This is a genomic window from Flavobacterium praedii (assembly GCF_026810365.1).
GTDB lineage: Bacteria > Bacteroidota > Bacteroidia > Flavobacteriales > Flavobacteriaceae > Flavobacterium > Flavobacterium praedii.
Map to the genome: position 1 here is coordinate 3,473,627 of NZ_CP113948.1, position 12,929 is coordinate 3,486,555.

General features: G+C 35.4%; 12 protein-coding genes. 6 read left to right on the forward strand and 6 right to left on the reverse strand.

Annotated features, from left to right (window positions below; genetic code table 11):
- Positions 1-302: 302 nt before the first annotated feature.
- Entirely contained in the window at positions 303-755 is a 453-nt protein-coding gene (locus tag OYT91_RS14670) for a 6-pyruvoyl trahydropterin synthase family protein (protein WP_281238560.1), read from the forward strand.
- Positions 756-771: 16 nt separating this feature from the next.
- Entirely contained in the window at positions 772-1,524 is a 753-nt protein-coding gene (locus tag OYT91_RS14675; RefSeq protein WP_281238561.1) for a UDP-2,3-diacylglucosamine diphosphatase, read from the forward strand.
- Here OYT91_RS14675 and OYT91_RS14680 read toward each other — a convergent pair whose 3' ends face one another.
- Both OYT91_RS14680 and recJ read right to left on the reverse strand, forming a co-directional pair.
- Complete coding sequence (locus tag OYT91_RS14680; protein WP_281238562.1) at positions 1,525-2,793, reverse strand: MFS transporter; 1,269 nt, start codon at positions 2,791-2,793, stop codon at positions 1,525-1,527. It abuts the gene before it with no gap.
- Between the two features lie 6 nt (positions 2,794-2,799).
- Complete coding sequence (gene recJ / locus OYT91_RS14685) at positions 2,800-4,488, reverse strand: single-stranded-DNA-specific exonuclease RecJ (protein WP_281238563.1); 1,689 nt, start codon at positions 4,486-4,488, stop codon at positions 2,800-2,802.
- A gap of 197 nt (positions 4,489-4,685) precedes the next feature.
- Here recJ and OYT91_RS14690 point away from each other — a divergent pair, with 197 nt between their 5' ends.
- Positions 4,686-5,033, forward strand: a complete 348-nt coding sequence (locus OYT91_RS14690; RefSeq protein WP_281238564.1) for a type II toxin-antitoxin system RelB family anti-toxin — start codon at positions 4,686-4,688, stop codon at positions 5,031-5,033.
- A gap of 2 nt (positions 5,034-5,035) precedes the next feature.
- Positions 5,036-6,328 (forward strand): type II toxin-antitoxin system HipA family toxin, encoded by a 1,293-nt coding sequence (locus OYT91_RS14695; RefSeq protein ID WP_281238565.1) that lies wholly within the window; start codon positions 5,036-5,038, stop codon positions 6,326-6,328.
- 65 nt (positions 6,329-6,393) lie between these two features.
- On the opposite strand, the gene OYT91_RS14700 is transcribed toward OYT91_RS14695, so the two are convergent.
- The 4 genes from OYT91_RS14700 to OYT91_RS14715 are packed head-to-tail and all read right to left on the reverse strand — an operon-like array spanning position 6,394 to position 9,584.
- Positions 6,394-6,738: a HopJ type III effector protein gene (locus OYT91_RS14700; protein ID WP_281238566.1), complete on the reverse strand. Its 345-nt coding sequence runs from the start codon at positions 6,736-6,738 to the stop codon at positions 6,394-6,396.
- A 15-nt stretch (positions 6,739-6,753) separates the two neighbouring features.
- Entirely contained in the window at positions 6,754-7,806 is a 1,053-nt protein-coding gene (locus OYT91_RS14705; protein WP_281238567.1) for a flavin monoamine oxidase family protein, read from the reverse strand.
- Positions 7,807-7,809: 3 nt separating this feature from the next.
- Positions 7,810-8,523, reverse strand: a complete 714-nt coding sequence (gene rsmI, locus OYT91_RS14710) for a 16S rRNA (cytidine(1402)-2'-O)-methyltransferase (protein WP_281238568.1) — start codon at positions 8,521-8,523, stop codon at positions 7,810-7,812.
- Positions 8,524-8,573: 50 nt separating this feature from the next.
- Positions 8,574-9,584 (reverse strand): DUF8457 domain-containing protein, encoded by a 1,011-nt coding sequence (locus OYT91_RS14715; RefSeq protein WP_281238569.1) that lies wholly within the window; start codon positions 9,582-9,584, stop codon positions 8,574-8,576.
- Positions 9,585-9,811: 227 nt separating this feature from the next.
- Here OYT91_RS14715 and OYT91_RS14720 point away from each other — a divergent pair, with 227 nt between their 5' ends.
- Entirely contained in the window at positions 9,812-10,438 is a 627-nt protein-coding gene (locus OYT91_RS14720; protein WP_281240386.1) for a thymidine kinase, read from the forward strand.
- Positions 10,435-12,909, forward strand: a complete 2,475-nt coding sequence (locus OYT91_RS14725; RefSeq protein ID WP_281238570.1) for a bifunctional UDP-N-acetylmuramoyl-tripeptide:D-alanyl-D-alanine ligase/alanine racemase — start codon at positions 10,435-10,437, stop codon at positions 12,907-12,909. Before OYT91_RS14720 ends, OYT91_RS14725 begins: the two co-directional genes overlap by 4 nt.
- The last annotated feature ends 20 nt before the right edge of the window (positions 12,910-12,929 follow it).

Sequence of the window (12,929 nt, forward strand, 5' to 3'; positions counted from 1 at the left end):
AGGTGAAGAAAAATCACCTCATAAAAAGGATGCCGTTTCCATCAGGGCTAGGGCTTTACGGTAAAACACCTATTTTGAAAACCAATCAGCCACAGACGAAATACTCACACTTTTTTCTTGTAAATTCGCTACAGCTACATTAGGAGTTTTGATACAATTACTAAACGATCCTAAAAATCTTTAAGGGTCTTTCTGAATACTTCGAGAATCTTTGTGAAATTATTAAACAAAAACGTTTGTCCAACATTTACGGGTCATTTCTCATGCTAATTCATTAAATTTGCAACCAAAATCGATCTTCAATGAGCAATATTAGAATCACCAAACAATTTAATTTTGAAACCGGTCACGCTTTATACGGTTATGACGGGAAATGTAAAAATGTTCACGGTCATAGTTACAAATTATCGGTTACAGTTATCGGTAAACCAATTACGGATCGGAATAATGTAAAGTATGGAATGGTCATTGATTTTTCGGATCTAAAAAAAATTGTCAAAGAAGAAATAGTCGATCAATTTGATCACGCTACCGTTTTCAATGAGACAACTCCTCATATCGAATTGGCAAACGAATTAAAAAATCGCGGACATCATGTAATATTGGTAGACTATCAACCCACAAGCGAAAACATGGTAGTCGATTTTTCTCAAAGAATTATTCGAAGATTACCTAAAAATATTCAATTATTTTCTTTGAAATTACAAGAAACCGAATCGTCATTTGCCGAGTGGTTTGCCAGCGACAATCAATAATATACACTTCATTTTCATGCAATTATCAAACCATAAAAAAATCTATTTCGCTTCCGATCAACATTTTGGAGCGCCAACTCCTGAACTTAGTTTTCCTAGAGAACAAAAGTTTGTAGCTTGGCTCGATGAAGTCAAACAGGATGCCGAAGCTATTTTTCTTTTAGGTGATTTATTTGATTTTTGGTTCGAGTATAAAACCGTTGTTCCCAAAGGCTTTGTTCGAATTTTAGGAAAATTGGCCGAAATTCGTGACAGCGGTATTCCTATTTATTTCTTTGTAGGCAACCACGATTTATGGATGTCCGATTATTTTGAAACAGAATTGAATATTCCTGTTTACCACGACAATCAAGAATATATTTTTGGAAATAAAACTTTTCTAATAGGGCATGGCGATGGAAAAGGACCAGGTGATATGGGATACAAACGCATGAAAAAAGTATTTACCAATCCCTTTTCAAAATGGCTTTTTAGATGGCTACACCCCGATATTGGAGTAAAATTGGCACAATACCTTTCAGTAAAAAACAAACTTATTTCTGGAGCTGAAGATGTTAAATTTTTAGGTGAAGAAAACGAATGGCTGATGCTTTATGCCAAACGAAAATTGGAAACAAAGCATTATAACTATTTTGTTTTTGGCCACCGTCACTTACCAATGATTAAATCAGTAGGCGAAAATTCTGAATACGTTAATCTTGGGGATTGGATCAGTTATTTTACCTACGGAGTTTTTGATGGAGAAACATTTGAGGTCAAAAAGTATTAATTACTCTTGTTTTTCATGGTCTTCCAGATCTTTTGTTAAATCTAAGTTTCTAAATTCGGGAGAAATAAATCCAGTAAATAATACAATAATTAATGTCATAGTTCCGCCAAAAACGACTGCTGTTACTGTTCCCATTAATTTGGCTGTCAATCCACTCTCAAAAGCACCCAATTCATTCGATGACCCTACGAAAATCGAGTTTACTGACGCTACACGCCCTCGCATGTGATCTGGAGTTTTGAGTTGCAAAATGGTTTGACGAATCACCATTGATATTCCATCTACAATCCCACTAAAGAATAATGCCAAAAGCGAAATCCAAAAGATTGTTGAAAGTCCGAAAATAATAATACAAACACCAAAAAGGAAAATAGCCGTTAGTAATTTCATTCCTGCATTTTTGTTCACAGGAACATAGGCTGTAAAAAACATAGTCAAAATGGCGCCAACCGCTGGTGCTGCTCTCAAGAAACCAAATCCTTCTGGTCCTACTTTTAAAATATCTAAAGCAAAAATAGGGAGTAGAGCAACTGCACCTCCAAACAAAACAGCAGCCATATCGAGTGTCAAAGCACTCAAAATGGTTTTGTTGTTATACACAAATTTAACTCCCTCAATCAAACTGTCCATTACAGGTTCTCCAATTTTTGGATTTAAAATAGGTTTTTTTTCAATTTGTGTTAGAAGAAGCGAAGCAAATACAGAGCATCCAAGAACGGTGCTCAAAGACCAATGAACCCCAATTAAATGAATAGAAAAGCCCGCAACGGCAGGTCCTACGACAGAACCAACTTGCCAAACCGAACTACTCCAAGTTGCAGCATTCGAGTATGCTTTTTTAGGAACGATCAATGCCAATAGCGAAAAAACGGTTGGTCCCAAAAAGGAACGAACAATTCCTCCTAAGAATACCAAGAAGTAAATGGTGTATAATACAATTGGGGTAGATAATCCTGTATTTACTATTGGCCAAGTGATTAAAAATAATCCTAAACTGATAACAGAGAAACCCAAAATGCACTTGAGTAAAAGTCCTTTTTTTTCATTTTGATCGACAAAGTGACCAGCAAATAATGAAACTGCGATAGCAGGAATAATCTCCATTAATCCAATAATTCCAAGGGATAAAGCACTTTTCGTCATTCTATATACTTCCCATTCAATAATGATAAACTGCATGGACCAAGCAAATACCATGGCGAAACGAATTAATAAAAAAGTATTAAATTCTTTATATCTCAAGGCTGCGTAAGGGTCGTTTTTTTTCATTTTAAATTATTTAATATCTTTTAATCGTAATTGAATGCTCACTTTGTCTTTCCATTCATTTTCATCGATGCAATATACGGCTTCAAATTCTTTTTGGTTGTCAGTAATTTCTTTTTTATTTCCTAGTCCAAAACCTATAGCTGTTAAGCCTTCGGAGTTGTTTTGTTTGACGAATAGTTTTAAATGCTCCTCATCAGAACCCAAAGTTTTAGCATAGCCAGTATCTTTTATTTTTTTGGTTAAAAAAACAGGAGTCATATTCAATGGACCAAATGGTTCGAATTGTTTTAAAATCCGAATTAATTTAGGAGAGATATCACCAAAACTAATTTCGGCATCAATAGCTATTTCCGGCGTTAATTGATCGGGCTGAATGGTTTTTTGTACTATTTTCTCAAATGCATTTTTAAAATTTTGGTAATTCTCTGCTTTCAAAGTCATTCCTGCAGCGTACATGTGTCCTCCAAATTGCTCTAAATGTTCGGAACAGGCTTCGAGAGCATTATACACATCAAAGCCTTTTACGGATCGTGCTGAAGCGGCATATTTGTCACCACTTTTTGTAAAAACTAGAGTGGGACGGTAGTAGGTTTCTATCAATCGCGAAGCTACAATCCCGATTACTCCTTTGTGCCAATCTTCTTGAAAAACGACTGATGTAAAGTTTTTTTCTTCTTGATTTTCGGTTATTTGCAATAGTGCTTCTTTGGTGATTTGCTTGTCTAAATCTTTTCGATCCGAATTGTATTGCTCAATTTCGGAGGCAAATTGTTGTGCTTGTTCAAAATTGAATTCAGTCAATAATTCAACTGCATGGTTGCCGTGTTTTATTCGCCCTGCGGCATTGATTCTTGGAGCAATTATAAATACAACATCTGTTATATCGAGTGTTTTCTTTTTTACTTGATGTACTAATGCCTTGATTCCAGGTCTTGGTTCTGCATTAATAACTTGAAGTCCAAAATAGGCCAAAACCCGATTCTCTCCGGTCATTGGGACAATATCTGCGGCAATTGCTGTAGCCACCAAGTCAAGGTACAATACGAGGTCTTCAATAGTTTGATCCCGGTTTGTTCCTAAGGCTTGAATGAGTTTGAATCCTACTCCGCATCCGCATAGCTCATCATAAGGATAATGACAATCTTCTCTTTTTGGATCCAAAACTGCAACTGCTTCTGGCAGTGTTTCTCCTGGTCTGTGGTGATCACAAATTATGAAATCGATGTTTCGTTCTTTTGCGTAAGCGACATGATCGATTGATTTTATACCACAATCCAGCGCTATAATTAGTGAAAAACCATTATCGTCTGCAAAGTCAATTCCTTTATACGAGATGCCATATCCTTCGGCATAGCGATCTGGAATATAGGTAGCAACGTTTGGGTAAAAGGTTCTTAAATAGGAAGAAACAAGTGACACCGCAGTGGTTCCATCGACATCATAATCGCCAAAAACGAGTATGTTTTCTTGATTTGCAATCGCTTTTTCAATGCGTTCGACGGCTTTATCCATGTCTTTCATCAAGAAAGGATCATGCAAATCATCTAAACTTGGTCTAAAAAAAAGACGAGCTTGCTCAAATGTTTCAATACCTCTTTGTATTAATAAAGCAGCAACAAATTTTTCAACATTCAACGCTTGGGCTAGATGCTCTATTTTTTCTTCAGTAGGTTTTGGCTTTAAAGTCCAACGCATTTTTTATGAAAATTTGATAGGTTAGGTGTAATAAAGAGATGTACTCCAGTAAGAATCTTTGGAATACGAATTTAAAATTTTTAAATTAAAACAGGGGCAAAATAGTTTTTTAATTTGTGGATAATAATGTTTAAAAATAAAAAGAAAATTGTATTTTTGATACAAATAAGCGTCGTTATAGTTTAATTTATGATATAATGGAACAAAAAAGTTACTATAAAAACTGGTATGCATTGACAGATAATGCAATTGTGGAGACCCTTTGCAAAAGCATAAAACAAATGCGTTTGAATAAAAACATTTCGCAGGAAGAACTTTCGGAAAAATCGGGTGTTAATAGAATTACCATAAGCAGAATGGAAACAGGAAAAGCAATCAATTTAATGACTTTGATACAGTTGCTGCGTGCTTTAGAAAAATTAGAATTATTAAATTACTTGAATGAAGAACCCGAAATAAGCCCGATAATGGTTATGGAAGCTCAAAGAAAGCTTCGTAAAAAAGCTTCGCCTACTTCAAGAAATTCGGATCCTAACTCCTATTAATTATGATTGCAATTGCCGATGTAAAAATTTGGAATCATAAAGTTGGGGTTGTTCTTTGGGATCAACAAAAGAATTATGGTGTTTTTGAATACGACAAACAGTTTTTTAAATTGGGATTGGATCTTTCTCCTTTAATGATGCCTATTGCAGACGCTCAAAGAGGTAGAAAAGTTTTTTCGTTTCCGTTATTAAATCCGGATACTTTTAAAGGATTGCCAGGATTATTGGCAGATAGTTTGCCGGATAAATTTGGTAATCAAATCATTGATGCTTGGCTGGCACAACAAGGTAAAAGCAGTGACGATTTTAATCCTGTGGATCGTCTTTGTTATATTGGCAAAAGAGGGATGGGCGCTTTGGAATTTGAACCTGCAAGTAATGCTACTGTTGAAAAATCGAATCCTATCGAAATTCAGGAATTGGTAAAATTTGCCAAGGAAGTTTTGGATACGCGCAGTGATTTCCATTCCAATATGGATTCCGAAAAGGGGTTTTCGGATATTTTGCAAGTGGGTAGTTCTGCGGGAGGAGCAAGAGCCAAAGCCATTATTGCGTACAATAAAACTTCGGGGGAAGTACGTTCGGGACAAGTTGATGGACTGGCAGGTTTTGATTATTGGCTGATTAAGTTTGATGGTGTTACCAATCATCAATTGGGAGATCCCAAAGGGTACGGAAATATTGAATATGCTTATTATTTGATGGCTATCGATGCCAGAATTGCTATGTCTGAGAGTAAATTGATGACCGAAAATAATCGTTCGCATTTTATGACTAAGCGGTTTGATAGGCAAAACAACCAAAAAATTCACATGCAAACGTTGTGCGGGATTGCTCATTTTGACTACAATCAACCACGGGCTTATTCTTATGAGCAGGCTTTTCAGGTAATGCGTCAAATGCGTTTGCCGTATTCGGATATGGAAGAATTGTACAGGCGTATGGTTTTTAATGTAATGTCCAGAAATCAAGACGATCATACCAAGAATATTTCTTTTTTGATGTTTCCAAATGGGGATTGGCAATTGTCTCCAGCCTATGATGTGACTTATGCTTACAACCCAGACAATTTTTGGTTAAAAGCGCATCAAATGAGTGTGAATGGAAAAAGAGAAAATATTTTATTGGAAGATCTTTTGGCAGTTGCCCAAAACATAAACCTTAAAAAGCCAAAACCAATAATTGAGTTGTGTAACGAAGTGCTTTCGAATTGGAAAGATTATGCATTTAAAGCAGGAATAGACCAAACACAGATAGAGCAAATTGGCAAACAAATTATGAATTATAAAATGTAGCATTTATGTTTCATTATAATCATAAATAAAACATAACGAAACACAAAAGCTACAAAAAGAATGTTTTATTTTTGCACTAATGCTACTCCTTCAAATTGAATTCCGTCCCAACCTGTTTTTATAAAGTTGCGAATGTTTTGATGATTGGTTCCGTTTGGATCTCCTAAAACTTCTTCAAAATAATAGTCTCCAAAACAAGCTAATGTTTCTGCAGCAGATAGTTTTTGCAATTGTGCAAAAGCAAATAATTTACAAGAACCTGAATTTTCTCCAGCATTATTAAGTTGTTCTCCGTTTTGAAAAGCGGTTGGTGTAAATGTGTAGTTTTCTTCTATTGTTGCAATAGTTTCTGCAAAGGTTATAGATTTTGGAATTTCTTTTAGTTTTTCTAAAAATATAGATATAGACATGTTGATGAATTTATATTAAAATTGAGAGGCAATAGTTTGAGCAGCGTTTATTGCGCCATCCATATAGCCTGGATTCTGTGTGGCCGTTTCAGAGCCTGAAATGTATAATTTATCTTCAAAAAATTTATTTTTATACATTGCATGCCCATTGTTTTGATGCGCCATTATTAATTGTTCATAGGGAAGAAAGGCAAGGGGCTCCTCTCTCCAAACTTTCTCATAGTAGGCAGTATAATTTTTCGCTTCCACACCAAAAAAGGCAATGAGTTGTTGAATTACTTTTTCTTTTCTTTCTTCTTTCGAAAGGGTGTTTGTCCCGCCATTCAAGAATCCTTTTAATGCAAATTTTGTGTGATCTGCACTACTGTGATCGTACATTTCTTGAATGATGCTAGCTTGACTGAATAAGGTTCCCGAAAAATTATTTTCTTTCCAAAAGGCAGTTGGATATTCTACTGCAAATTTAATGGATTCTCCCATCCAAGTGTGCGTTTTCTTGGCCAATTGTAATAAAGAATCAGGTAAATTGGGTTCAAATACTATTGTTTTTACTAGCAAATGAGGGGGTAAGGTAGATATCACTTTATCGGCCAAATAGGTTTCGCCTTTTTCAGTTGTAATTTCGATTTGGTTATTTAGCAATTTTAAAGCAATCACTTTTGAGTTGTTTTTAAGGTTGTCCAAACCAATTTTTGCAATCAAAGTGTTTATTAGTTTCGCAGTCCCACCCTCTATTCGATAGGAAGCCGCCTCTGCATCTGGAATTTCAAATTTTTGAGGAGGCACAAAAGACATCGTTTCAAAAAGTGAAATTCCACTAGTATGTTGTTTAAAATAAGATAGCTGGAGTTCGTCTAATAAAGCCAAAAGGGAAGGATGTTGTTGACTGAACCACGTAGCGCCCATTTCTATAGTTACACCAGATTCTCCTGAAATAGTTTCAATTCGTCCACCAATTCTAGAATTAGCTTCTAATAATTGACATTGAATTCCTTTCTTTTGAAGTAAATAGGCAATGGTCAAGCCAGTTAGTCCAGCACCAAGAATATAAATTTTAGGTTGAGGCATGATTTATTCGTCTTTCGAAAATTTACTTTTCTTGGCTTCTTTTACAATTGGTTTACCAGCTACCACGACTACAATTTCACCACGAGGGGCTATTTTTTCAAAATGAGTTAAAACTTCACGAGTTGTACCTCTTACGTTTTCTTCGTGTAGTTTTGATAATTCTCTACTCACACAAATGCTGCGTTCTTCGCCAAAATAGGTAATAAATTCGGCTAAAGTTTTAACTAACTTATGCGGGGAAACATACAAAATCATGGTGCGAGTTTCTTCGGCAAGTTCGAGATAACGGGTTTGTCTTCCTTTTTTTTCGGGAAGAAAACCCTCGAAAACAAACTTGTCATTGGGCAATCCGCTATTGACAAGAGCAGGGACAAAAGCCGTTGCACCAGGCAAACATTCTACGGTTATTCCATTTTCGATGCAAGCACGAGTCAGTAAAAAACCAGGGTCTGAAATGGCTGGTGTTCCTGCATCCGAAATCAAAGCAATGGTTTCTCCCGCTTTCATTCTAGAAATTAAATTCTCGATAGTTTTGTGCTCGTTGTGCATGTGATGGCTGTACATGTGTGTGCCAATCTCGAAATGCTTGAGCAATTTTCCGCTGGTTCTAGTGTCTTCAGCTAGTATTAAATCTACTTCTTTTAGAATCCGAATGGCACGAAAAGTCATGTCTTCGAGATTGCCAATAGGTGTAGGGACGATATATAATTTTGACATTTTAATGGCTTAAAGAGAGAATTTATTATATAGAAAGTGATTTAGTTTTCTTAAAAGGATAAGAATTTTTTCTCAATGATTTCCACAAAGCGAAGTTCATATTCTTCTTTACCTTCCCAATTATTGTAATCTGGTTTTACCATTTCGTCAATAAAAGTTTTGGTTTCTAAAAAAGTGTCAAATGTGATGAGTTGATTGAGAACTCGGTTGTAATCTTCGTTATTTCCTCCAAACAAATGTTTGACAAAAGCAATTCGGTCATTTAGTCCAATGGTGATTTCCTTTGCTAATTTGTCATTCAGAGGAACTGGTTTGGGCTCTTCTTTTTCAAATGGTGTTGGTTCAGCAGTTGTAGTCGTTTCTTTTTTAAAATTAAATGAAGGGGCGGAATTACTGGAATCAGATTGTTGCTTTTTTTCCGATGGAGAAACTTTTACAAAATCGGGGTCTATATATTTTCCACCAAGAAGATCATCAAAGGAAATTTGAACCGCTTCTTTTTTCTTTTGAGTTTCTGGTTTTTCAGATTCTATTGGCTTAGTAATAGGTTCAATTTCTGTTTTTTCTAAAACGAACAGTGGTGCTTCAAGGGAGGCAATTTCTTCTTTTTTTTCAGCTATAACTTCTTTTGATTCTTCAATTTCAGCTATAGGTTCTACAGGTATTGATACTGGAATATCATCTATAGTTGCAATGACTTCTTCTAGTTGCTCTTTGGTTTGTTCGTTTTTGGTTTCTTCAATTTCTGCTGTAGGAATAGGTTCTTCCTCTATGATTTTATCTTCAGGAGATTCTTCTACGGCGGATTTGATAATTGCAGGGGGTCTTTGAAATTCTGGTACAGCAATGTTTTCGAAAAATTCTTTCATTTTCGCTACAACTTCTGCTTGACCAATGGTTGGTTTAGGCTCCCCAAAATGTTCTTCGACAAAACGTAGGACAGCTAATTTTTCATATAGTTTCTGGGTTTCTAAAAACAATTGATTGACATCAGATTTGTTTTTAAGTTGCAAAATTCTATGTGCTATGCTGATTAAGTCGGCTTCCAATTTTTTTTTCATGGCTTCTGAAATTATAATGAATATGGCTTTTTGTACTATTGTTCTTTGTTTGTAATTGTTGGCAACGGATTAACTTTTTTTTATTATCGAAATAAGACCTCTCAAATTTCTGAATTGATAAAAATTATCTACTTTTGAAACGAGGTAAAATTGAAGTTTACCCAATTGATTTATTACCGTTACAAAGTAATAAAAACTATTCATTTTTTAAGGTAGAAAAATACAAAATGTTTCTCGAAAACACAGTAAATCATAAAGAGCAGTTTGGTTGGATTGAAGTCATTTGCGGCTCCATGTTTTCGGGAAAAACCGAAGAGCTTATTCGTAGATTAAAGCGAGCACAATTTGCCAAACAAAAAGTGGAGATTTTCAAACCCGCTATTGATACCCGCTATCATGATGAAATGGTAGTGTCTCATGACAGTAATGAAATTCGTTCTACACCCGTTCCTGCTGCAGCCAATATTGCGATTTTGGCACAAGGCTGTGATGTGGTTGGAATTGATGAAGCACAGTTTTTTGATGATGAGATTGTAACCGTTTGCAATGACCTTGCTAACCAGGGAATTCGTGTGATTGTTGCAGGTTTGGATATGGATTTTAAGGGAAATCCTTTTGGTCCAATGCCAGCGCTTATGGCCACTGCAGAGTATGTAACCAAAGTGCATGCCGTGTGTACCCGAACGGGGAATTTAGCCAATTATAGTTTTCGAAAAACCGACAATGATAAACTCGTAATGCTTGGTGAAACCGAAGAGTATGAACCATTAAGCCGCGCGGCCTATTATCATGCAATGCGGAAAGATGATAAAAATGAGGAGAGTCAAAAAACTAAAAATAAAGACCAAAATTGAATTTAAATACTGCAAATATTGAAAGTATCCTAAAATCGAAATGGAATGGAAATCTAATAGGAGAAACTATAGATACCATTTCAATAGACAGTCGTTCTTTGCAAAATAATCAAAAAACTCTCTTTTTTGCTTTAACAGGAATCAATAACGACGCGCATATTTACATCAAGGATTTAATTAGCAAGGGAGTTCACAATTTTGTTGTAACCCATATTCCTGAAGGACTTGAAGGGAAGGCTAATTTTTTAATTGTCCAAAATACTTTAGAGGCTTTACAACAAATTGCGGCCTATTACCGAAGTCTTTTTTCATTTCCAATTATTGGTGTGACAGGAAGTAACGGTAAAACGATTGTGAAGGAATGGCTTAACTTTCTTTTGAGCCCTGATTATAACGTTATTCGAAGTCCTAAAAGTTATAATTCACAAGTTGGAGTACCTTTATCAGTGCTTGCTATCAATGAGCAACACAATCTTGGAATTTTTGAAGCTGGAATTTCGACCGTTTCAGAAATGGAGAAACTGCAAAAAATCATTCAACCCACAATTGGAATTTTAACCAATATAGGTTCTGCGCACGATGAAGGTTTTACTAATTTGGAAGAAAAAATAAAAGAAAAAATACTGCTTTTCCAACAATCGGAGGTTTTGGTTTATCAAAAAAGTAAATTAGTTGATAACTGTTTATCTTATTGTAGTGGACATATTCCCCCTTCGAAGGCTAGAGGGCTTTTTTCTTGGTCTTTCACAGATACAACAGCTACAGTTTTTATATCCAAAAAAGGACATACCCACGACAGTACGATTGTCGAATGCCATTATAAAGGGAATGTTTCGACTTTGCAAATTCCTTTTATAGACGATGCTTCGGTCGAAAATGTAATGAGTTGTCTTTTGGTTTTACTGTATTTAGAATACGATACCAAAACCATTCAGAATAGAATTGAGTTGTTGTATCCGATTGAAATGCGCTTGAAAGTAAAAAAAGCAATCAATAATTGCAGTATTATCGATGACAGTTATAGTTCCGATTTTCAATCTTTAAAAATAGCATTGGATTTTCTGGAAAGTCAAAAACAACATCAGAAAAAAACCGTCGTGCTTTCAGATATCTTTCAGAGCGGATTGTCAAATGAAGTATTGTATTCTAAAGTCGCCGAATTGATAGTCTCTAATAATATCAGTCGCGTTATTGGAATTGGCGAAACGATTTCAACTTTAAAAACCAAGCTTCCCAATGCAGTTTTTTATAAAGATACCGAAGCGTTTTTATTGCAATTGGGGCAATTGAATTTTGAAAACGAAACTATTCTAATCAAAGGAGCACGATCATTTCAGTTTGAAGAAATCGTGGCTGCAATGGCTGAGAAAACACATGAAACGGTTCTGGAGATTAATCTGAATGCGATAAGTCACAATTTTAATTTCTTTAAATCAAAACTAAAACCCAATACCAAAATGATGGCGATGGTAAAAGCATTTGGTTATGGAAGTGGTGGTTTTGAAATCGCAAAATTACTAGAACATCACAAAGTTGATTATTTAGGTGTGGCTTTCGCCGATGAAGGAATCTCTTTGAAAACGGCGGGAATCAAATTGCCTATTATGGTTTTGAATCCTGAAAACACAAGCTTTCCTGCAATTATTCAGCATCAATTGGAGCCAGAGATTTACAGTATAAAAGGACTGAATGCCTTCTTGAAAATCGCAGAGCAAAAGAAACTAAAAGATTTCCCGATACATATAAAGTTAGATACCGGAATGCATCGTTTGGGTTTTGAAGCCAATACAATCGATGGTTTGATAACTACTTTGAAAGGAAATCATTCGGTAAAAGTGAAAAGTATTTTATCTCATTTGGCAACAAGTGATGATTTGCAACATATAGATTTTGTAACATATCAAATTAATTTATTCGAAAAATTATCGTCTCAGTTGATGAATGAATTGCAAATTACACCCATTCGCCATATTTTGAACACTTCCGGAATTAGTAATTTTCCACAAGCACAATATGATATGGTTCGTTTGGGAATTGGACTTTATGGTGTTTCTAATGATCCAAAAGAACAAAAATACCTCGAAAATGTAGGGACTTTAAAATCTATTATTTCTCAAATTAGAACCATTCAATCAGGAGAAAGTGTAGGCTATGGCAGACGATTTATAGCAAACAGAGAATCTCGGATTGCCACCATTCCTATTGGTTATGCCGATGGTATTGCTAGGAGTTGGGGAAATGGAGTGGGATTTGTAACCATAAAAAATAAAAAAGCACCCATTCTAGGAAGTGTGTGTATGGATATGCTCATGGCAGATGTCACTGAGATTGATTGCAAAGAAGGGGATTCGGTAGTGATTTTTGGCGAAAGCCCAACAGTAACTTATATGGCGGAGCAATTAAAGACGATTCCGTATGAAATCATGACGAGTATTTCACAACGGGTAAAACGTGTTTTTTATAGAGAATAATAATATTTTGTTTTCAAAAA